The following is a 21247-nucleotide window of genomic DNA, read 5'->3' on the forward strand; positions in this document are numbered from 1 at the left end:
CCTGACGTACAGACAACGGATTGGCGGGCATGGCTGGCCATCGACGAGTTCCGGCGGCCTCGCGTGAGGCGCAGGTCCTGGTTGACGTGTGACAAATGCGCGGCTGATACTGACTGCGTGAACGCGGCCTTTCGTGTCCAGCATATCTCCCCGAGGCAGGAGTCGTGGGCGTGGCAACTTCAGGGATCGCAGACAGTCCGATAACAATTTTGGTCGACGATGACGCAACGGTTCGCGACGCGTTGGAGGAGTTGCTGAATTCTGTCGGCATAGACACGATGTCGTTTTCTTCGGGCCAGGAATTACTGGACGCAAAACTGCCGGACCGCCCAGGCTGCCTCGTTCTCGATGTGCGAATGCCGGGTCTGAGCGGCCTCGATCTTCAGCATCTTCTTGCAGCCAAAGGCATACTAACGCCGATCGTATTCTTGACGGGTCATGGTGACATCGCCATGAGTGTCGAGGCGATGAAGGCGGGGGCAGTGGATTTCCTGACCAAGCCGGTGCGTGACCAGACGTTCCTCGATGCCGTGTCCACCGCTATCGCTAAGGACGTCACGCGAAGAGCAGCATCGACCGTGTCGCGCAAGAACTTGGCCGTTTATGAGACCCTTACGCCCCGCGAGCGGGAAGTGCTGAGGCTTGTGGTCTCCGGTGCGATGAACAAGCAGATTGCATCGGATCTCGGCATCAGCGAGATCACCGTAAAGCTCCATCGGAGTAACATGATGAAGAAGATGAACGCGAGGTCCATCTCGCATCTCTTCAACATATGGCAGTCGCTTCCGGTCGACAGCCGGTGAGCGGCTGCGGGAGAGGACAGGTGTTCAATCAGGCGTTGGGCTCCGTAACTGACTTGGATAACGGCCGCGATAGGGAGCGGGGACACAGAGGCGGTCTCTAGAGGTCTGAAATGGAGCTGACGTCAACGAAACAGCGCCGCGCCGTGGCATTGGCGATCGGAGCTGCGAGCGTTTTGCTGGCATGGTTCGTCAATGAGCCATACGTTCTGCTGGTCGCAGTTGCAGTCATATGCATCTGCATCGGCTGGGAGGCCGGCTTGGTGGCAGTTACCGCCGCCGGTCTGCTTTCATCCGTGATCCTGTTTTCGCTGGAATCGGGGGCCACAAGCGGCGTGGTCCGTTTGACGGTATTTGTCGTCGCGGCGTCAGCCCTATGGTTCGTGATAACGATTTTCAGGACCATGAGCTTCTATGACCGGGTCTACCATGACACTGGACCGAGTATCGCCGATATTCCGAGCCTCGGATGGTCGGCCTCTCCGGAAGGCCGCCTTCGCGTGGTCAATCCTGCGGCGCTCGAGTATGTAGGTGTGACAGCCGATGAGATGCGCCGGATCATGGATGGCGATGATTATCATTGGACACAGTTCATCCATCCGGACGATGTCGAGGCGAGCATGGCGCGTTGGCGTCACAGCTTACAGACGGGCGAGCCTGTGATCGACGAGCATCGTTTGCGTCGGTTCGATGGGACATATCGATGGTTTCGCGACACCGGGATTGCTTCGCGTGATGAGCACGGAACGATCACCGGCTGGCATGGCCACACGACGGATATCGACGATCAGAAGAAGGCCGAAGCTGCGTTGCGTGAGCGCGAGCGCGAACTGCGCCTGCTGGTCGATACAGTTCCCACCATGATCTGGCTAATGACGCCGGCAGGAGTACCGTACTATTTCAACAGACGGTTCGTAGATTGGGCGGGCATCAACTCGATTAAGGAGGAACCGCGAGGCACGCGGCAATTCGCCCCGCATGTAGAGTTGTTCCATCCAGATGACCGGGCGGCCGTCAAGGCTGTGTTCGAGAAGTCCTTTGCCCGTGGAGAGCCACTCCAGCACAAAGGTCGGCTGTGCCGGAAGGATGGCGAATATCGCTGGATTGATTCGCGGTTCGAACCGCTACGCGACGAAGACGGCACTATCCTTCGCTGGTACGGCGTCAACTTCGACATCGACGATGAGGTTCGCGCCCAAGAATCCCTGCGTCTGGCGGACGAACGGCTCGCGCGCGCCTTGCGCGCAGCCAGCCTGTCCGAACTATCCGTGTCCATTGCGCACGAACTCAACCAGCCGCTCCAGGCGGTCGTGGCCAACACCGGCGCCTTCCAGAGATGGCTGAACGCTGATCCGCCAAATTTCAATCACGCCAGCCGTGTCGCCCAAAAAATCATCAGAAACGCCGACGCGGCGGCACAGGTGATCACCCGCATCCGGGCCCTGTTCAACAAGACGGAAGGCGAACCGCAAGCGATCGATCTGAACGCGGTGATCCGCGAAGTGTGTGATCTCCTGGCCGACAGGCTCGCATTGAGCGGCGTCAAGCTGGACCTTCACCTCGATCCCCGCCTTCCCGCGACGGTCGCCGATCATGTCCAGATGGAGCAAGTCGTTCTCAACATCGTCCGCAACGGCATTGAAGCGATGCAGGAAGTCGACAGCAACGTGCGATGCCTGCGAATCGTTTCGCGGTCTCAGAACGACGGAACAGTTGAGGTCGAAGTGCGAGATAGCGGCCGCGGACTTAGCGATCCAGAACGGATTTTCGAAGCGTTCTACACAACCAAGCCGGATGGAATGGGGATGGGCCTGGCAATCTGCCATTCGATTGTCGAGGCGCACCGCGGACGGCTTTGGGCGGAAAATGCCGAGACCGGTGGAGCATCCATAACTTTCAGCCTCCCCGTTGCCGACTCGGCCCAGACGCCCAGCACGACTATAGGCGCCTGAGTGGCCGCTTCAGAGATTGATCCGGGAATCGGCCATCGACTGTCCGATCTCGATGAGCGTGCTGATTAGAATGTACAAAATTCCAAAGACGATTGCGACGCCCAGCACTGCCGGAAGATCGGCGCTGGCAAAAGCCTGGACCGTGTAAAGACCCAGACCAGGCCACCCGAAAACGCGCTCGACGACAAGCAAATTGCCGAAGAGAATGGGAACCTGCAATCTGAGCATGGACAGTGGGGCCGTGGCGGCATTGCGCAAACCGTGGCGCAACAGCACCTTTATCTCGCTGAGACCCTTGCCACGCGCGGTCCGGATGTATGGCTGCCTCATCACCTCGTGAAGCGCACCGTTCAGGCTTCGCCCAACCGCGACGCCGATTGGCAAGGCCAGCGCAAGCGCCGGCAAGATCATGTGCAGCAGCGCGTCGATGCTGACTTCGGGCCGGCCGACCAGTAGTCCGTCGATGACGTAAAGTCCCGTTGGGCCTGCGAAGTCGCGGTAGGCAAGCCGACCCGCTCCGGGAAGCCAATCGAGACGGAACCAGAAAAAGTAAGCGAGAAGCAAGGCCGACAGAAAGATCGGCGTTGAGCCTATCCCCACTATTGCGAACCTTATCCCGCCAGATCCCGGAATCAGGAACTGAAGCGCCGCCATGACGCCGGCGAGCGCCACTCCCAAAACGATCGACGCCAGTCCAAGTTCAAGCGTAGCGGGAAGATATTCCCGTATGTCGTCAAACACCGGCTGTCGCGTCCTTACCGACGTCCCCAGATCCGCATGCGAGAGGCGCAATAGAAAGCGCCCGTACTGAACAAGGACCGGGTCGTCCAGTCCGAGGTGCTCACGCATCGCTTCGACCGTTTGCGGCGGAGCGCTAGGCCCGGCAATGGCCCGCGCCGGATCGGCGGGAATAATGCTTTGGAGACCGAAAACAATGAAGCTCATCACCAGGAGAACGACAACGGCGCCGACGATGCTTTTGGTGAGATATGCCAGCACTACGCCCCCCTCAGCGCGGCGCGAATGCCGTCGCCCGCAAGGTTGGCGAGGAGACAGAGGAAAAAGATGATCGCCGCCGGCAGGATCGGCAGCCACCAATGGACCGTGAGACTGTCGAGGCTGCGCGCCGTCATCGCTCCGAGCTCAGGCGCCGGTGCTGGCAATCCAAGGCCAAGGAACGACATCAGCGACAAAGTCATGACGATGTTGGCCACATCCAGCGATGCCCCGATGAGCAAGGCTGGGACCACTCCCGGCAACAAGTAACGCAACAGCAGGCGTGGACCGCTGACCCCGGCAATACGCGCCGCCTCGACATGTGGACGGGCCTTCAGGCGACGGATTTCATCACGGGATATGCGCGCATACCAGGGCCACCAGACAATGGCGATCGCGATCATCGTGTTGCCGAGCCCGGGGCCAAGGGAAGCCACGACAGCGAGCGCGATGAGCGTTGCCGGAAGAACCAAGAACAGGTCGACGATCCGCTGGATCACCAGATCGACCTTGTCGCCTACCAGGCCCGAAATCAGTCCGACCAGGGTGCCCACGGTGAGACTGAAGCCGATAACGGCAAGCGCTGGCAGCCACGTATATTGAGCGCCGAGGATGACGCGCGAGAACAGGTCGCGGCCGATTTCGTCGGTGCCGAACCAATGTCCTGCCGAAGGCGGCAGGTAGGCTCCGGCGACGCGCAGCTGCGGGTCGAACGGCGTAATCCAGGGCGCCAGCACGGCCACAACGGTGACGACAGGCACCCCGATGATACCGACGCTTTCAAGCCAGCCGGCCCGCCGGAAGAAATCGCGCCAGTTGAATCGACGCCGCGCAGGCAGCGTGTCCGGGCTTGGCCCTCCGGTCATCGTCCGTGTCCCGGCTGAAGGGACGGCATCGCCGCGACGAGAGATCGCGTGTAGGAGGACTGCGGTGCGGCAACGATGGCATCGGGATCCGCAATCTCAACCAGTTGGCCGTCCTTCAGCACGGCGACACGGTCGGCGATGATCCTGGCGGCCGCTAGATCGTGGGTGATGAACAGCATGGCCATGTCGAGCCGCCGCCTAAGGTCGCTAAGAAGATTCAAGGTGGTGGCCGCCAGCGACACGTCCATGGCGCTGATTGGCTCATCGCATAGCAAAAGCCTTGGGGGGACGATCACTGCGCGAGCCAAAACCGCGCGCTGGCATTGACCCACCGATATCTCGGCGGGCAGCGCGTCCATCAGGACCGGGTCGAGGCCGACCAGCTTCATGGCCTCCCCGACGCGACGGCGGCCGTAATCGCTGTCCGGTGAAATGGCCCGCAGGCGCTCGCCGATCTGCTCGCCGATCGTGAGCCACGGCGTCAGCGCCGCCACGGGGTCTTGAAAAACGACTTGCGGAGGAAGCTTGTCGAAGCGTGTGACAGTGCCGCTCTCGGGGACCACAAGCCCGGCAGCAATCCTCAGGAGGGTAGACTTGCCGGCGCCACTCTCGCCCACCAGGGCCACGCACTCGCCAAGCTTGATCGAGAGGTTGACCGACCTGAGAACAGGCTGCGGTTGACGCCGTCCCCAAAACGATCTGGCGCCAGTCGGGAATGTTTTTCCGATGTTAGACAGCCTCAAGGCGGCGGTTTCCTGGATTGCCTGGGCCGGCCATGATTTCGCACCAGCGCGCTGCGTTGCGAGAATTGCGGTTTGCTCGTGATGAAGGCAGGCGACTGCGCCACCATGGACAGAAGCAGGCTCCAGCGGTGGGCGGATCGCCGTGCAATCCGGCTGGGCGATCGGGCAACGTTTCGCGTAGGCGCAGGCGTTTTCAACATTTATGGAGGGCGTGTGCTCGGACGGGAGCGTGGGAAGCGGGCGCAGTCGATCGGAGTCCAGATCGAATCGAGCGGCGAGCAGGCCGGCGGAATAGGGATGCGCGGCATTGCGGGCCACATCCTGCGTGCGGCCCATTTCAACGATGCGTCCGGCATAGAGAACGAGGACGCGGTCGGCCAGTGATGCCGCCACGGTTAGATCGTGCGTAACGAACAGAATTGCCGTCTGCTGATCGCGGGCAAGATCGCGCAACAGGTCGAGAATCTGCGCCTGGATGATGACGTCGAGCGCGGTGGTAGGTTCATCGGCGATGAGAAGCTTCGGTCTTGCCATCATCGCCATGGCAATAAGCACTCGCTGACGCTGCCCCCCCGACAGGCGATGCGGAAGCGCATCGGCGATGCGTTCCGGATCAGGCAGGCCGGTTCGGCTGAGCCAGTCTTCGATCGATCTCTCGGAGCCCCCATTGGATTCGCGCATCTGGCGGCGGATCGTCATGGTGGGATTGAGCGCACCCATCGGATCTTGCGAGATGGCGCGGACGAGGTGGCGGCGGGCCGCCTGCCAAGTATGCCTTCCCGCGCCGACAAGCTCGATCCCCGCAAGCCGGATCGAGCCTGCCACCTGCGGAAGGTATTCGCGCGGCAGGAGCCCCTGAAGCGTCAACCCGATGCTTGTCTTGCCGGAACCGCTTTCCCCGACCAGCGCGGTGATCTCGCCCGGAAACATGTCGAAATTGATGCCATCGAGGATGCGGGAGGGATGGCCTTCGCGGCTAAGAATGACCGACAGGTCTTTGACCGCGAGGACGGGCTCGGTCACGGATTCGGACATTCGGTGCGAAAGCTTGACCATAAGGGACGAGCCTGGCCTGGTTCTGGAATTCAGGGTCCCCAGCGAACGGTGGCGAAGTCGATGTTGCCGGGTGGGTTCACGGGACGGAGTCCAAGGTCCTTCAGACCCTTGGCGTGGACAACCACATCGTTAACGTCGACGAGCGGGATGACGATGCCGGCATCGAAATACATGTGCCCCGCTCTCTCGTAGAGAGCGTCGCGTTCCTTGACGTCGGTCAACTGCCCGGCCTGGTCCACGACGGCATCGGCTTGCGGCAGCACCTGCCCAAAAAAGTTGAGGGAACCGTTCTTTGTGAAGAAAGCCTTGGCCTGGCTCTCCGGATGAGCGGCGTCCGGTCCCGCGATCGTGAGTAGCAAATCGGGAGGGTTTGGGTCGTCTTTCAGGGTGTAAGCAGCGCCGGCGGGCAGCACGTAAGCAGTTGCCTTTACGCCGATCGACGCCAGTTGCGCTATCATCAGGTCGGCGATGCGGCCATAGCTTGGGGCCGCGCTGTACAGACCAATGGTCAAGTTGACCGCGCCATGTCTGGCGATCGCATCTTTCGCTGCCTCGAAGTCGGTCGGAAACCGGATCGGATTCACTGGGTCGAGCATCACGTTCGGATAAATCGACCTCGACAAGCTTGCGAACTCTCCAAAGGCGTCCTTGACCCACAGCGCCGGGTTGATCGCTGTCAAAACGGCCTTGCGGACCTCCGCATCATCGAGTTGCGAGTTCGGCTTAACGAAGAGATAATACGGTATCATGCTCGGGGCGGCGGTGATCTCCAGACCCCCCGGCAGGCTGGTGAGTTGCGCGAACGGATAGTCGATCGGCACGGCATCGATTGTACCAGCCTGCAATTGAAGTATCTGCTGGCTGATATCGGGCACGACCGAAATCTGGATCTGCCGGAAGAACGGTTTGTCGCCCCAGTAGTCGTCGTTGCGCTCGAGCACATAGCGCTGACCGCGTTTGAATTCAGCCAGTTTGAATGGACCCGTTCCGGCCGCATGCTCATTGAGCCAGGTCGTCGCGAAATCGCGGTTGTCATGCTCGGCGAGCGCTACCGGACTGATGATCTTGGGCCCCCACGGACTGGAAAGGGTATCAAGGAACGACGGCTGAGGATGACCCAACGTGAGCACGACCGTCGATTCGTCGGGCGCCCTCATGTCCTTCACGTTGGCCAGGAAGTAGCTCAGCATAAGTCCACCATCGCGGCGGCGCTCGAACGACCGTATGACCGCCGCCGCATTGAATGGCGTGCCATCATGGAACTTGACACCGTCGACCAGGTGAAAGGTGTAGGTCAGTCCGTCGTCCGAGATCTCCCAACTCTTGGCGAGCAGACCAACAATCCTGGTCGAATCCGGCTCGTAGTCGACGAGCCCTTCATAGACATTGTTGATTGCGCTGATCCCGCCGACCTCGAACCCGTTGTCCGGATCGAAAGTGCCGATATCTGCCACGTAAGGTATGCGCAGCACCTCTTGCGCGTAGACTGGCGCAATCAGGACCAGCAAACCGAGAGCGAATCCCAGCATGCGCAGTCCGAACCTGGGTTTGTAAGATCGTTCGGTCCGGTATGCGTCGATCTCCATCGAGGATTCCCGTTGGCCTGGTACTTCACTTGGGACTGCGGGAAGGCCACCCGCAGTCAATTCCTGGCCAACGAGGCATTCCACGCTCATGTCCAACTCATCGTCACCCGATGCCATCAAGGTCTTCTTGCGGCGCTTGGCATCGATGCGAATACCCGGACATTTTCGCCAACGCTACCTCAGCCCGCTGATCGCGGTCTATGAGCATCAAGCAGAGGTCACCCTATCCCCAGGGTATAGATCGTGGCACCCTCGGACTGGTATGTGAACGCTTGCAGACGCGCATCCGCTAAAGAACGCGCTTGCAACCGACTAAGCCTGACGGGAAAGCTGGCTGCTGCCCCGCCACGCGCGTGGAGTGCTGACGAGACTGCCTATGTGTCGGTGGTCGAGTCGTAGCCGCGCTCCGGCGTGCCTCAAAAAGTCGCGGCGAACACAAAAATGCGGATGGGCGCCCAGTGCGACGAGAACTTGCCGGACCGGTATGCTCGAAATAGTGCCCGAGCAGGCCGGCAAGCTGCTGGCATTATGAGGCGGGCTGGTGGCGGTCCTCGATATAGCTTTTGACTTGCGCCATCCCATCCCAGCGGCGCCGGGCTTAGCCGTCGCACCCGACCGAGCAGAGCGTCCTAGAGGGAGGTCATAGTCTCCCATACTTCGGCATCGTCCAACCGATCCTACCGTTTGATAGGCTGGTGCCGCGGGTTCCACGAACATTGGCTGCATCGGACGGCGGCCCTTGCCGGATTGGCAGGGGATGCGTCCAGCCACCCCCTTGAATCTTCCGACCCCGGAGGCGTCGATGAGCACCGTCTCTTTCCTCAACATCGGCATGCACGGCTACATTAACCCGACGCTCGCGGTCGTGGCAGAGCTCGCCCGGCGCGGTCACACCGTGACCTATCACACCTCCCCTGCGTTTGCGGCCCAGATTGAGACTGTTGGTGCGAAGGTCTACCTCTACTCCGGGGGCGACCTGCCCTTGCCGGATCCGCCGATCCCCCTCGCGATGCTGGAAGAACTCGCTCGGACCGCCCTCGGCCTGTTGCCCGGCGTGCTCTCGGACCTCCGCGCCATACGGCCCGACCTGATCGTGCATGGGGCGGCCTGTCCATGGGGCGCCGTGGCCGCGCGTGAGCTCGGTGTGCCGGCGGCCGCCACGTTCACCACGTTCGCCTTCAACGGGCAGGTGCCCAGCCCCACCCGCCTCTCCCGTGACTTGGTGGCCGCCGCAGCCGCCCGTCCTCGCATCGGCTGGAGCTACGTTTGCGCGCGCTGGGCCCTGCACCGCGGCTACGACACCGGCGGGCTGCCCCTGATCGACCTGATGAACGCCCGCGAGCCGCTGAACCTGGTCTTCACATCCAGCGCGTTCCAGCCTGGAGCCGACGCGTTCGACCCCTCGTACCGGTTCGTCGGGGCGAGCGTCGGATCCCGCCTGACCGATCCGGGATTCGACGCCGCCCGGCTGGAGGACCCCGTGCTGTACGCTTCGCTGGGCACGGTGTTCGATGGGGGGCCCGCCCTGCTGCGGACCTTCGCGACCGCGCTGGCACCGCTGGGCGGCACCGTTGTCGTCTCGACCGGGTCCACGGAACCGGCAGACCTGGGTCCGCTGCCAGCCAACGTGCTGGCCCGCCGATCCGTGCCGCAGCTCCAGGTGCTGGACCGGGCGGCGCTCTTCGTGACCCACGGCGGCATGAACAGTGTCAACGAGGCGATGCGGACCGGGGTGCCGACACTCGTCGTGCCACAGGGGGCGGACCAGCCAATGGTGGCGCGGCGGGTTGTAGAGCTCGGTGCCGGCCTCGAGCTCCGCACGGCCGACGCCACTGCAGAGACGGTGCAGGGGCTCGCCCTGACTCTGCTGGACGAGCCGCGCTTCCGCGAGGCGGCAGCCGCACAGGGCGCCGCACAAAAGCAGGCCGGCGGCGCCCGGCGTGCCGCCGACGAGCTCGAGCGGTATCTCGACGACGTGCTCGGAGGCATCGCGACCGATCGAGCACAGGGGCGCTGAACCATGTCGACGACGGTCGCCGTACTACTGGTCCTCGCCGGGCTTTCCGAGAGTGCCGGGCGGGTGCTGCCGCTGGTGGCGCGCAGGCCCAAGCTGTCCCCGCGCCTCGTGGCTGGTCTGATGGTGACCGGCACCGTCGTCGAGGGCACGGTGATCGCGCTGTGGCCCCTTGCCACATGGACCGTCGCCGACCTGGTGCAGCCGGTCGTGGCGCCTGACGCGGCCCCGCTGCCCAGCACGACCGGGCTGGCCTGGACACCCGCCCTGGTCGCCCCGCTGCTCCTGGCCGCCGTCCTCGCGTTCCCGCTCCTCGGGCCGTTCCTGCACATGCTGCTTATGGCCGGTGTCGGAGCAGGGCTGGCCGGCCCGCTCGCCGCGGCGTCGGGACTGGGCTGGTGGACCGCGGTCGGGTGCATCGCCGTCGCGGGGGTCGGGCTCGCGGTCACGGTCGAGGTTGTCCGGCGGCTGATCGCCAGGATCATCGCCGGCGCGCGGGAGCGGGAGTCGATCGTGTGAGCGAGCACCTCCTGCTCGTCGCCCTCTTGGCGCTCGGCCCTTTCCTGCTCGCCGAGGGCCTGCTCGCCCGATACGAACTCATGGTCTATACCATCGGCCGGCGCGCACCGGCCGCCACGCTCTCACCGGAGGTGCCCTATGCCAGGGGGGCCGATCCAGGGCGGCCGCCGGACGCCTACGTGGTCTACCTGGACGGGATCGGCAAGCGCCGTCTCACCGATACGCGCGATGGCGGCCAGCTCGTCAAGGCCATCATCGCCGGAGCACCGGAGTTGCGCGTGCTGGGCCAGGTCCAGCCCTACTCGCCCCTGGCGGACCCGCTCGTAGGGCGCCCGGTGTGGGATTGGCTACGGCGGCACGTCGGCATCACGCTGTTCCTGCACAACGTCATGCAGACCTTTGTGGCCGCCGATCGCCGATACCGCCCGCTGTACAACCGAGCAGTGGGTGCCCAGATCGCCGACCAGCTCCGGCTCGCAGGCTACGAGCCCGCCAGCGGCATACCGGTCGTCCTGCTCTGCTACAGCGGTGGCGCCCAGGTGGCCACCGGCGCGGTCGAAGAGCTGTTCGCCCAGCTCCGCACTCCGCTGTTGCTGATCACGCTCGGCGGTTTCCACAACGGCGCCAACGACCTCACGCATGCGCGCCACCTGTACCGGCTCACCAGCGCGAACGACTGGATCGAGCGGCTGGGCATCGGACTCTTCCCCCAGCGTTGGCGCCTATGGCGGCGCAGCGCCTGGAACCGGGCCCTGGACGCCGGGAAGATCACGGTGTGTTCGCTCGACCCGGCAACCCACGTCGGCCCGCAGAGCTACATCAGCCCCACGGCGCGGCTCGTCGACGGGCGCAGCCATCTCGATCGCGCTACCGAGATCGTGATCGAGATCATCCGGCGCGACTGCACAACGAAAATGCTCGGAGGGAGATAAAGCTACGAATCGAGGCTGAAACCTTCCTCGACGAGAGCTTGGTTGGGCCCACCATTTTTCTTTGTTATCAATAGGTTATAATGGGTGCTGCCAAGCCGATTTGGCAGCATTTGGCAGCGCGCCGGCAGCAACGAAAAAGGGCGGCCCGCGCCGCCCCGGTTTCTTTGCTGACGATCCGCTGCGGCGGCGGCGCTGCCGCCGGCGATCATGATAAGCCTCAAGCCGCTTTGTGCCCTCGACGGCATGCCCAGCGTCGCGATCGCCTCGACGGTCACTTCGTTGTGATGGCGTCTGGCACGAACCGATCGGTCCCCTAGCTTGGTGCTGATCCGATCACCCTAGTTTTGGTAACCGCTGTAACAAATCCGGAGGTACAGCATGGCGGAATTGAGCCGCAGTCAAGGTTCGGGCGGATCCACGAGATCGGGCATCTCTCGTCGGACGTTCCTGAAGCACGGTGGCACCTCGGCCGTGGGGGCGGCGTTGCTGGAAGCAGGGGCGGCGCAGGCAGCCGTTGATGGTTCTATGCAGGACGATGCCAACGAAGTGCTTGGCCCTGGTCTGATCCCGATCGATCTCACGATAAATGGACGACGGGTCCCGGTGCAGGCGGAACCCGCCACCACGCTGGTCGACGTCCTCCGCAATCACCTCGGCCTGACCGGCACCAAAATCGGCTGCGATCGCGGAGCCTGTTCTGCCTGCACGGTCTGGCTCGACGGTCAGCCTGCCAGCAGTTGCATGACGCTGGCGCTCGACGCCCGGGGCAGGAACATCACCACGATCGAGGGGCTGGCCGAGGGCGGCAAGCTTCATCCGGTGCAGCAGGCGTTCATCGAGCATGACGCCCTTCAATGCGGATTCTGCACGTCTGGAATGGTAATGAGTTGCGCAGCGCTCATAGATCGTAAACCCGACGCCGGCATCGACGAAGTGAAGGCCGCGATAAGCGGTCACCTGTGCCGCTGCGGCACCTATCCGAACATCTTTGCGGCAGTGCTCGCCGTCGCCGGCGAGAATCGGAGGAGGGGCACCTGATGGCTACCGAAAATCAGGCACGGGCCGACCGGCCTTCGTTACGGTCCCAGTCCTTGCTCTACGGTATCGTCGGGCAGGAGATGAGGCAGGTGACTCGGCAGGTGCCGGACGATGAGCCGCCGCAGTTGCCAGTGAACGCCGAACTGCGCTCAATCGGCAAGTCGATCCCGCGGCTCGATGCCGTGCAGAAGGTGACGGGCGCGGCGAAATACACATTCGACGTGCAACTGCCGGGAATGCTCTACGCACGGCAGATCGTCTGCCCATGGCCGCATGCCAGGGTGATCTCGATCGACACCTCGGCGGCGGAGCGTCACCCCGGCGTCCGTGCTGTACATGTGCTCGAGACACTGCTGCAATCCGCCAGGCTTCGCGATCCGGAGGCCGAGGCCCGCAACAAATACCCGACGGTCCGCTTCGCCGGCCAGACCGTTGCCGCGGTCGCCGCCGAGACGCAGCGGATCGCCGACCAGGCGGCGAAGCTCGTCAAGGTCGAATACGAGCGCTTGCCGCATGTCACTGACCTCGATGCGGCAATGGACGATGAGGCACCGATCGTCTTTCCAGGACCGGTCGAGCAGCCATCAACGGCCGGCGGCGGCGGCGCACCGGAAGGCTTGCCGCAGAAGGGCAATGTGCGCGGTCCCAACTTCGGCATGCCGGGTATGACGCCCACGGGCGATATCGACCAGGGCCTGGCGGAGGCGGACGTGATCGTCGAGGCCGAATATCGCACGCAGGTTCAGACTCATGTGCCGATGGAAACACATGGCATCGTCGCGGATTGGCAGGATGACGGGCTGACCATTTATGCCTCCACGCAGCACACGCACAGCGTGCGCGATGAGGCCGCCGAATATTTCGATCTGCCCAAGAGCAAGATCCGGGTAATCAGCGACTTCACCGGCGGCGGGTTCGGCGCCAAATATGGGATCAACAATTTCGGCCTCCTCGCCATTCATTTGTCGCAAAAGGCCGGCGCGCCCGTGCGCATGATGCTGGACCGCCGTGAAGAGCATGTTTCGGCGGGCAATCGACCCAACAGCTTGCAGCGCGTACGGATCGGCGCCAAACAAGATGGCACCCTTACCGCCATCGACGTCATAAGCTGGGGCACCGGCGGCATCGCTGGGGGCGCCGGCATAGGCTTCTGCCACAATGCGCTATATCCGTGCCCGAACATGCGCACCGAGCAGTATGACGTGTTCACGAATGCCGGCCCGTGCGCGGCTTTCCGCGCACCCGGACAGGTGCAGGGCATCTTCTCGCTCGAGCAGGCGATGGACGAACTCGCGGATCGGCTGCAACTCGACCCGCTGATCCTGCGCGATCGCATCGACACAAAGCCCACCGACGACATGCTTGCACGGGCACATGAACGCAAGGTCGCGGCCGAGCGGTTCGGCTGGAGCCGCCGGCGTCCGCCGAACGCCGACGCCGGGCCGATCAAGCGGGGGATCGGCATGGCGCAGGCGCAGTGGGTGTATGTCGTCAGCCCTCCGACGACGGTGGAGGTGCGGGTCGCCGATGACGGGTCGGTCTCCGTCTACAACAGCACGCAGGATGTCGGCACCGGCACGCGGACTGTGCTTGCCCAGGTGGTTGCAGAGGAGTTCGGCCTCAATGCCGAGGACATCGGCGTCTTTATCGGCGACACGCGGTTCCCGTGGGGACCGCCGTCCGGCGGCAGCCGGGTGACTGCGTCGGTGACCGCGCCTGCCCGCAATGCGGCCTATGCGGCGGCACGCGACCTGGCCGCGCGCCTCGCGCCGCTTTTCGACGACGCCGATCCCGATGACATTTTTTTCGCCGACGGCAAGGTGGGCGTCCGCGGCAAGGAAGGGGCCGCAAGGCCGCTCAAGGATGCAGCCAAGGAAGCCAAATTCGGCGAAATCTCGAAACTCGCCAAGCGGCACGACGACTATGAGGGATTTGCGGTGCCGGGAGAGCTCTCCATCAGCCGGCATGGGCTGGGCGGTGTCCAATTCGCCGAGGTGGCGGTCGATGTCGAGACCGGCGTGGTCAAGGTCGAGCGCATCGTCGCTGCCAGCGATTGCGGCAGGCCGATCAACCCCAAACTGGTCGAGAGCCAGGTGATCGGCGGCATCATCCAGGGTGTCAGCTACGCGATCTACGAGGACCGCATCATGGACGCGGCGAGCGGCCATCAACTCAACGCCAATGTCGATCAATATAAGATGGTCGGATCACGCGAGACTCCGGCGATCGAGGTGCTGCTCATGGAGCAGATCGGGGCGCAGTCGTCGACCGACGCGCGAGGCATCGCCGAGGCAAGCAATGTGGCGACCAGCGCCGCGATCGCCAATGCATTCTACAACGCCACCGGAAAGCGGATCCGCACTTTGCCGATGAACCCGGCAAATGTGCTGGCGACGCTCAGCGCCTGAGATCGGCCAGAAGGAGTCCATCATGGCCATGAACAGCTTCGAATGGGTGGATGCCACGACGGTCGAGCAGGCAGCAGGTCTGCTTGCCGAAAGCACCGAGCAACGCCCCGTCATCGCCAAGGCGGGCGGGATCGACCTTCTGGACTTGATGAAGGAAGGGATTCTAGCGCCGATGCGACTTGTAAATCTGAAGACCATCCGCGGTCTCGACGAAGTCGACACGGAAAACGGGCTGTCGCTCGGCGCGCTGGTGACGCTGGACCGCATCGACAACGATCCACAGATCCGCGCGCGCTACTTGGCGCTGTCGGATGCTGCCGGGCATGCGGCGACGCCGCAGGTCCGCAACGCCGCAACGATCGGGGGCAATCTGCTGCAGCGGCCGCGCTGCTGGTATTTTCGGCACGATCATTTCCATGGCGAAGGTGCAGATGAGATGGGGAGCAGGGGCGCTGACGAGAACCAGCATCACGCGATCTTCGACAACGACAAAAACGCGATGGTCCAAGCCGCGACGCCGGCGACGGCACTGGTCGCCTATGATGCAAGCGCCGAACTTGCCGGCGGCGCCAACGGCTCACGCGTCGTAAAGCTCTCGGATTTCTTCTTGCCACCCGAAATCCAGCGCGCTCACGATGCGAGGATCGAGACTGGCGAGGTTATGACGCGCGTGATCGTTCCGCCGCTGAACGCCGGGACGAAGGCCGCCTACCGCAAGCAGACCGAGCGCGACAGCTACGACTGGCCAATCTGCGATGTGGCGGTGGTGCTGACGATGGAGGGCCAGACAGTGCAAAATGCTTCGATCGTCATGGGATGGGTCGCACCAACGCCTCGCCGCGCCGTCGAAAGCGAACGTCTCCTCATCGGCAACAGGCTTACCGACGACTTGGCGCGACAGGCGGCCCGTGCCGCGGTGGCCGGCGCTACCCCGCTGGCGAAGAACAGCTACAAGGTGCCTGTGCTGGAGACGGTCGTTCGCCGCACAATCCTGGCCGCTGCCGCGGGCTAGCGTCCTGGGGGCGTCCAAAATGGGTTCGGCAACTTCGCAGCCACACGCGGCGCCGGCAGTCTGCCGACGGTTGCGCTCCAAGGGCGCACCCGGGACAGGTTACGGGAGCGGCGTCGACTTCAACGCAGGCTACAGTTCGACCGCAACATTCTGGTGTACCGCCACGGCCGGCGTCGTCGGGCCTGATGACTCCTACGTCCATCCGCACGTATGCATAAGCGCTCGGATATGCTTCCTGAGTCCTTCAGAGCAGGATCAAGTTTCATGATATTGGTGGAGAAGGCGACAGCCAACTGTTGTGGGTTTGATTGACTCAACTCTGGGTAGCAGGTCGTCTCTCTGTGAGCGCCGTGACGACGGTTGGCACGCGGCTCACGGCAACCGGCCATTGAGCGTGCATGGTGCCACCGAGACTCAGGAACCCGCTGCTTCGGCTTCAGCCTGAATCCGGCGCCTCATCGGCTCGGCGTCTACTCGGCTGCGCCGCTCTCGGAAGCCAGGGCCGGGCCGGCTTCAGGCCGCCTGCGCCGGAATGTCCTGCGCAGAGCAACGTAGAAGACCGGCGTGAGGAAGAGGCCAAACAACGTCACGCCCAGCATGCCGGAGAACACGGCCGTGCCGAGCGATTGGCGCATTTCCGCGCCAGGCCCGCTGGCGATCACTAGTGGCACCACGCCCAGGATGAAGGCGAACGCCGTCATCAGGATCGGCCGCAGCCGCAGCCGGCAGGCCTCGACGGCAGCCTCGACGGCGTCAAGGCCGCGCTCCTCACCTTGGCGCGCGAATTCGACGATCAGGATCGCGTTCTTCGCCGCCAGGCCGATGAGCACAATCAGCCCGATCTGCACGAGGATGTTGTTGTCGAGACCGCGGAAGGCGACGCCCAAGAGGGCGGCCAGTACGCTGAGCGGGACGATAAGCACGATGGCGAAGGGCGTAATCCAGCTTTCGTATAGCGCGGCGAGCACCAGAAAGACGAACAGAACCGACAGGCCGAAGATGAAGACCGCCGTGTTGCCGGTCTGCCGCTCCTGGAAGGCGAGTTCAGTCCATTCGAAGGAAGTGCCCTGCGGCAGCGATTCGGCTGCGATCCCCTCCATCAGGTCGAGCGCCGTGCCCGTGGCGACACCAGGCGCTGCATTGCCCTGAAGCGGCACGGAGACATACATGTTGTAGCGCTGCACGAGCGAGGGACCGGTGACGTCGCGGATCTCGATCAGTGTGCCGAGCGGCACCAGGTCGCCGGCCGCCGAGCGCACCTTCAGCTTCAATATGTCGTCGCGATCGATGCGGAAAGCCTGGTCGGCTTGCGCCCGCACCTGGTAGACACGACCGAAGGCATTGAAATCGTTGACGTAGGCGGTGCCTAGATTGATCGACAGCGTCTCGAAGATGTTGGGGATCGGCACGTTCAGCATGCGCGCCTTGTCGCGGTCGATCGCCAGGAAGAATTGCGGGCTGGAGGCCGAGAAGGTGGTGAAGACGCCCATCAACCCGGGCGTCTGGTTGGCCTTGCCGGCGATTTCGTTGGCCAGCGCCAGAATCGGCCGCATGTCGGCGCTGTTGCGCTCCTGGAGCATCATCTTGAAGCCGCCGGAGTTGCCGATGCCCCGCACTGGCGGCGGCGGCAGCGCGATAATGAAGGCCTCCTGGATGCTTTGCAGGCTGCCAAACAGCGTGCCGATGATCTTGTCGGAAGTATCGCCGCTCTCGAGCCGTTCCTCGAAGCTCTTGAATGGCGCGAAGATCACGCCGGAATTGCTGGCGTTGGTGAATGTCGCGCCGTTGAATCCTGCGAAGGCGACGGCGTTGGCGACACCCGGGGTCTCGCGGATGATATCCGACGCCTTCTGGATGATTGCGTCCGTTCGGGCGAGCGAAGAGCCCTCCGGCAATTGCACGACGACGATCGCATAACCCTGGTCCATGTTCGGGATGAAGCCGCGCGGCACCGTCTGCAGCATGTGATAGGTCGCGTAGAGCAGGCCTGCGAAAACGAGCAGCATGGCGGCAAGCGCCAGGGTCGTGCCGACCAGTCTGTGCACCAGCCAGGCATAGCCATCCGCCATCCTGTCGAACCCGTTGTTGAACCCGTTCGCCAGAGCGCGGCCGAACCTTGCCAGGAAGAAGTTCGAATGTTCCTCGCTGTGCGGCTTGAAAAGCACGCCGGCGAGAGCCGGCGAAAGCGTCAGCGAGTTGAATGCTGAGATCGCGGTGGAGACCGCGATGGTGATGGCGAACTGCAGGTAGAACTGGCCGGAAATCCCGGGAATGAAAGCCGCCGGAACGAAGACGGAGATCAGCACCAGCGAGATCGCGAGGACCGCGTTTCCCACTTCATCCATGGTCTTGTGCGCAGCGGCGCGCGGAGCGAGCCCCAGCCGGATGTTCCGCTCGATATTTTCCACAACCACGATGGCGTCGTCGACAACGATGCCGACCGCCAGCACCAGCCCGAACAGAGTGAGCATGTTGAGCGAGAAGCCGAAGGCGAGCAGCACGGCAAGCGTGCCGATCAGCGAGACCGGTATCGCCACGATCGGCACGATCGCCATGCGCCACGACTGCAGGAACACGATGATGACGATCACCACCAGCAGGATCGCCTCGGCGATGGTGACATAGACCTCGTTGATGGATTCGGCGATGAACTCGGTCGGATTGTAGATGATCTCGTAGGCCAGCCCCTTCGGGAAATCCTTCGAAAGCTCCGCGATGGTCGCCTGGATTTCTTCCGCCGAGGCCAAGGCATTGGTGCCCGGCCGCTGGAAGATGCCGAGCGCCACCGCCGCCTTGTTGTTGAGATAGGAATTGGTGACGTAGTCCCTGGCGCCGAGCTCTATGCGCGCCACGTCCTGCAGGGAGATCAAGCGGCCGTCCTCGGCCGACTTGACTATGACGTAGCGGAAGTCGCGCGCGTCTTCAAAACGCCCTTGCGTGGTGACCGTATACTGGAAGGCCGAGCCGTCGCCAATCGGCGGCGCGCCGATCGAGCCGCCCGACACCTGGACGTTCTGGTCGCGCAGCGCCTCGACTACGTCGCCTGCGGTCATGCCGTAGGCGGACAGCTTTTCCGGGTCGAGCCAGACGCGCAGCGAATATTCGCGCTCGCCGAAGATCTGCACGTCGCCGACGCCGTCCAGTCTCAGCAGGACGTCGCGCACGCGCGAACGCGCATAATTCGAGACGTAAAGCTGATCATATGTGTCGTCGGGCGACAGCATATGGACGACCATCATCAGGTCGGGCGAACTTTTCGCCGTGGTGATGCCGAGCCGGCGCACCTCTTCCGGCAGGCGCGCTTCGGCGATCGAGACGCGGTTCTGGACCAGCACCTGCGCCGCGTCGAGATCAGTGCCGGGGCGGAAGGTGATGGTGAGCGACATCGAGCCGTCGCCGGAGGAATAGGACGACATGTAGAGCATGTGCTCGACGCCGTTGATTTCCTGTTCGATCGGCGTCGCCACGGTCGCGGCGACCGTCTCGGCGTCGGCGCCCGGATAGGAGGCGCGCACCACGATGGTCGGTGGCGCGATTTCGGGATATTGCGCGACTGGAAGCTGCGTATAGGCGATGCCGCCGACGAGCACGAGCACGATCGACAGCACCGCCGCGAAGATCGGGCGGTTGACGAAGAAATGGGCGAAGTTCATTGCGTCTGCCCTTCGGCTTCAACCTTGGGCGGCAATTTGGTCATCTCGGACTTGACGGTGACGCCCGGCCGCACTCGCACCAGCCCGTTGACTACCACGGTCTCTTGGCCGGTGAGGCCCTCGCGGATAACGCGATAGCCGTCGATGCGCGGGCCGGTGCGGACCGGCTTGGCCGAGATCAGGCCTGCCTGGTCGACAACGAAGACGATGCGGCGGTTCTGGTCGGCGCCGATCGCCTCGTCAGGCAGAAGCACGCCCGGATGCGGCAACGAGCCGGGCACGTTGATGCGGCCGAACATGCCCGGCTGCAGCACGCCGTCCTTGTTGTCGAAGCGCGCCCTGGCCCGCATCGTGCCGGTAGCTTGGTCCAGACGGTTCTCGGCGAAGTCGAGCTTGCCCTTGAACGTCGCTTCATCACGGTCGGCGACACGGACGACAACGTCGACGCCGCCGGCGCCCTCCTGCATGACGCCGCCGCGCTCGCGGGCGTCGCGCGCATAAGAGAAGTAGGTCCGCTCATCGATGTCGAAATAGAAGTTGATCGGGTCGATCGAGACGATGGTGGTCAGCACGGTCTGGTCGGCCTGCACCAGATTGCCCGGCGAGATTAGCCGGCGGTCGACCCGGCCGGAAAACGGCGCCTTGATCTCGGTGAATTCGAGATCGAGACTTGCGTTTTCAAGTGCCGCCTCCGCGCCGTCCAGTTGCGCTTGGGCGGCGAGATATTCGCGGCGGCGGTCGTCCAGTGTCGAAACCGGTATGTTGCCTTCGCGCGACAGGGTCTCGGCGCGTTCGAACTGCATCTTGCTGAATTCGACCAGGGTCTTGGCCGAGTCGACCTGCGCCTGCGCCTGGTTCAGCGCCGCCTTGAACGGCCGCTGGTCGATGGTGAACAGGAGGTCGCCCTGCTTGACCAGCGTACCGTCCTGGAAATGGACCTGGTCGAGATAGCCGCCGACGCGGGAGCGTAGCGAAACCTGGTCGACGGCTTCGAAACGGCCGACGAACTCATCGTCCTCGACGATATCGCGCACCAGCGGCTTGGCTACCGTGACGACGGGCGCGGGAGGCGCTTCCTGCGCCTGTGCGGCCGGGGCCGCGAGCAAGCCGAGCGCCGCGAAGGCCGCGGCGGCGAGCCATTTTGCAGGGACGTTTCTGCTGGAGGGGGCGGCCAGAGAATCGTGGCGGAGACGTGCAGTGTGAACCATGGTTACCCCTCGTAATCGGTCCTTCATGCGAAGTCCGTAACATCTAGGCAGCTTGTGTGCCGCACAAATCAATTTTTTGTACTGACCACCACAACTGACAGCTTGCTATTGAACAAACATCGAACATCGTCAATCTTGACAAGGAAGCGGCTAACCGGGGAGCGCGAACGCACATCTCGCGTTTATCCGCTGCGTAGGCATCGCCATGTGCTCGAGCCAAAGCGGATCTGACAAGCCATTGCGCATCCCGACGTGCGGCGGTTCTGTCGGGAGGAACAGGGCCGCTCTCGCATAGAGGTCCGACCTGCTTCTCATTCTGCGGTTATAGGCGGCGATATAGGCTTCGATAAAATCGGCAGATTGGACATTTGCTACACTCCGAAAACGCTATTGCACCATTGCACCACTCGCATAGCACTGGGACGTGACAACCGCACGTCCGCACGTCTCCTGCAGTTTGGAAA

Annotated in this window: 15 protein-coding genes; 8 read left to right on the plus strand and 7 right to left on the minus strand. The window is 63.3% G+C overall.

Features of this window, described 5'->3' with window-relative positions; translation table 11 throughout:
• Window positions 1-164 precede the first annotated feature (164 nt).
• Together AC0L2V_RS13615 and AC0L2V_RS13620 are read left to right on the plus strand one after the other, a co-directional pair.
• Entirely contained in the window at window positions 165-803 is a 639-nt protein-coding gene (locus AC0L2V_RS13615) for a response regulator transcription factor (protein ID WP_473520326.1), read from the plus strand.
• A gap of 110 nt (window positions 804-913) precedes the next feature.
• Window positions 914-2752, plus strand: a complete 1839-nt coding sequence (locus AC0L2V_RS13620) for a PAS domain-containing sensor histidine kinase (protein ID WP_473520327.1) — start codon at window positions 914-916, stop codon at window positions 2750-2752.
• A gap of 9 nt (window positions 2753-2761) precedes the next feature.
• Here AC0L2V_RS13620 and AC0L2V_RS13625 read toward each other — a convergent pair whose 3' ends face one another.
• The 4 genes from AC0L2V_RS13625 to AC0L2V_RS13640 all read right to left on the minus strand — a co-directional run bounded on the left by AC0L2V_RS13625 (window position 2762) and on the right by AC0L2V_RS13640 (window position 7999).
• Window positions 2762-3751 carry an ABC transporter permease gene (locus tag AC0L2V_RS13625; protein WP_287309657.1) on the minus strand — a complete coding sequence of 330 codons (990 nt, stop codon included), beginning with the start codon at window positions 3749-3751 and terminating at the stop codon, window positions 2762-2764.
• Window positions 3751-4509 carry an ABC transporter permease gene (locus AC0L2V_RS13630; RefSeq protein WP_473520328.1) on the minus strand — a complete coding sequence of 253 codons (759 nt, stop codon included), beginning with the start codon at window positions 4507-4509 and terminating at the stop codon, window positions 3751-3753. Before AC0L2V_RS13630 ends, AC0L2V_RS13625 begins: the two co-directional genes overlap by 1 nt.
• Before the next feature lie 101 nt (window positions 4510-4610).
• Window positions 4611-6413 carry an oligopeptide/dipeptide ABC transporter ATP-binding protein gene (locus tag AC0L2V_RS13635; protein ID WP_473520329.1) on the minus strand — a complete coding sequence of 601 codons (1803 nt, stop codon included), beginning with the start codon at window positions 6411-6413 and terminating at the stop codon, window positions 4611-4613.
• A gap of 29 nt (window positions 6414-6442) precedes the next feature.
• The gene (locus tag AC0L2V_RS13640; RefSeq protein ID WP_473520330.1) at window positions 6443-7999 is read right to left on the minus strand and encodes an ABC transporter substrate-binding protein; all 1557 of its coding nucleotides are present in this window, start codon (window positions 7997-7999) and stop codon (window positions 6443-6445) included.
• Window positions 8000-8801: 802 nt separating this feature from the next.
• On the opposite strand from AC0L2V_RS13640, the gene AC0L2V_RS13645 reads away from it, so the two are divergent.
• The 3 genes from AC0L2V_RS13645 to AC0L2V_RS13655 are packed head-to-tail and all read left to right on the plus strand — an operon-like array spanning window position 8802 to window position 11464.
• Entirely contained in the window at window positions 8802-10016 is a 1215-nt protein-coding gene (locus AC0L2V_RS13645) for a macrolide family glycosyltransferase (protein ID WP_473520331.1), read from the plus strand.
• A gap of 3 nt (window positions 10017-10019) precedes the next feature.
• Window positions 10020-10532, plus strand: a complete 513-nt coding sequence (locus AC0L2V_RS13650) for a hypothetical protein (RefSeq protein ID WP_473511122.1) — start codon at window positions 10020-10022, stop codon at window positions 10530-10532.
• Entirely contained in the window at window positions 10529-11464 is a 936-nt protein-coding gene (locus tag AC0L2V_RS13655; RefSeq protein WP_473520332.1) for a hypothetical protein, read from the plus strand. Before AC0L2V_RS13650 ends, AC0L2V_RS13655 begins: the two co-directional genes overlap by 4 nt.
• Window positions 11465-11466: 2 nt before the next feature.
• Here AC0L2V_RS13655 and AC0L2V_RS13660 read toward each other — a convergent pair whose 3' ends face one another.
• On the minus strand, window positions 11467-11739 hold the full coding sequence (locus AC0L2V_RS13660) for a hypothetical protein (RefSeq protein ID WP_473520333.1): 273 nt from the start codon (window positions 11737-11739) through the stop codon (window positions 11467-11469).
• Window positions 11740-11842: 103 nt separating this feature from the next.
• Here AC0L2V_RS13660 and AC0L2V_RS13665 point away from each other — a divergent pair, with 103 nt between their 5' ends.
• The 3 genes from AC0L2V_RS13665 to AC0L2V_RS13675 are packed head-to-tail and all read left to right on the plus strand — an operon-like array spanning window position 11843 to window position 15922.
• Window positions 11843-12502 carry a (2Fe-2S)-binding protein gene (locus AC0L2V_RS13665; RefSeq protein ID WP_473520334.1) on the plus strand — a complete coding sequence of 220 codons (660 nt, stop codon included), beginning with the start codon at window positions 11843-11845 and terminating at the stop codon, window positions 12500-12502.
• On the plus strand, window positions 12502-14910 hold the full coding sequence (locus AC0L2V_RS13670) for a xanthine dehydrogenase family protein molybdopterin-binding subunit (protein ID WP_473520335.1): 2409 nt from the start codon (window positions 12502-12504) through the stop codon (window positions 14908-14910). The genes AC0L2V_RS13665 and AC0L2V_RS13670 overlap by 1 nt, the downstream gene beginning before the upstream one ends.
• Before the next feature lie 22 nt (window positions 14911-14932).
• Window positions 14933-15922 carry an FAD binding domain-containing protein gene (locus AC0L2V_RS13675; RefSeq protein ID WP_473520336.1) on the plus strand — a complete coding sequence of 330 codons (990 nt, stop codon included), beginning with the start codon at window positions 14933-14935 and terminating at the stop codon, window positions 15920-15922.
• A 470-nt stretch (window positions 15923-16392) separates the two neighbouring features.
• On the opposite strand, the gene AC0L2V_RS13680 is transcribed toward AC0L2V_RS13675, so the two are convergent.
• Entirely contained in the window at window positions 16393-19575 is a 3183-nt protein-coding gene (locus tag AC0L2V_RS13680) for an efflux RND transporter permease subunit (protein ID WP_473514903.1), read from the minus strand.
• Window positions 19572-20783 (minus strand): efflux RND transporter periplasmic adaptor subunit, encoded by a 1212-nt coding sequence (locus AC0L2V_RS13685; RefSeq protein ID WP_473511112.1) that lies wholly within the window; start codon window positions 20781-20783, stop codon window positions 19572-19574. The genes AC0L2V_RS13680 and AC0L2V_RS13685 overlap by 4 nt, the downstream gene beginning before the upstream one ends.
• Window positions 20784-21247 lie beyond the last annotated feature (464 nt).

This window comes from Mesorhizobium sp. WSM4814, from assembly GCF_055811595.1.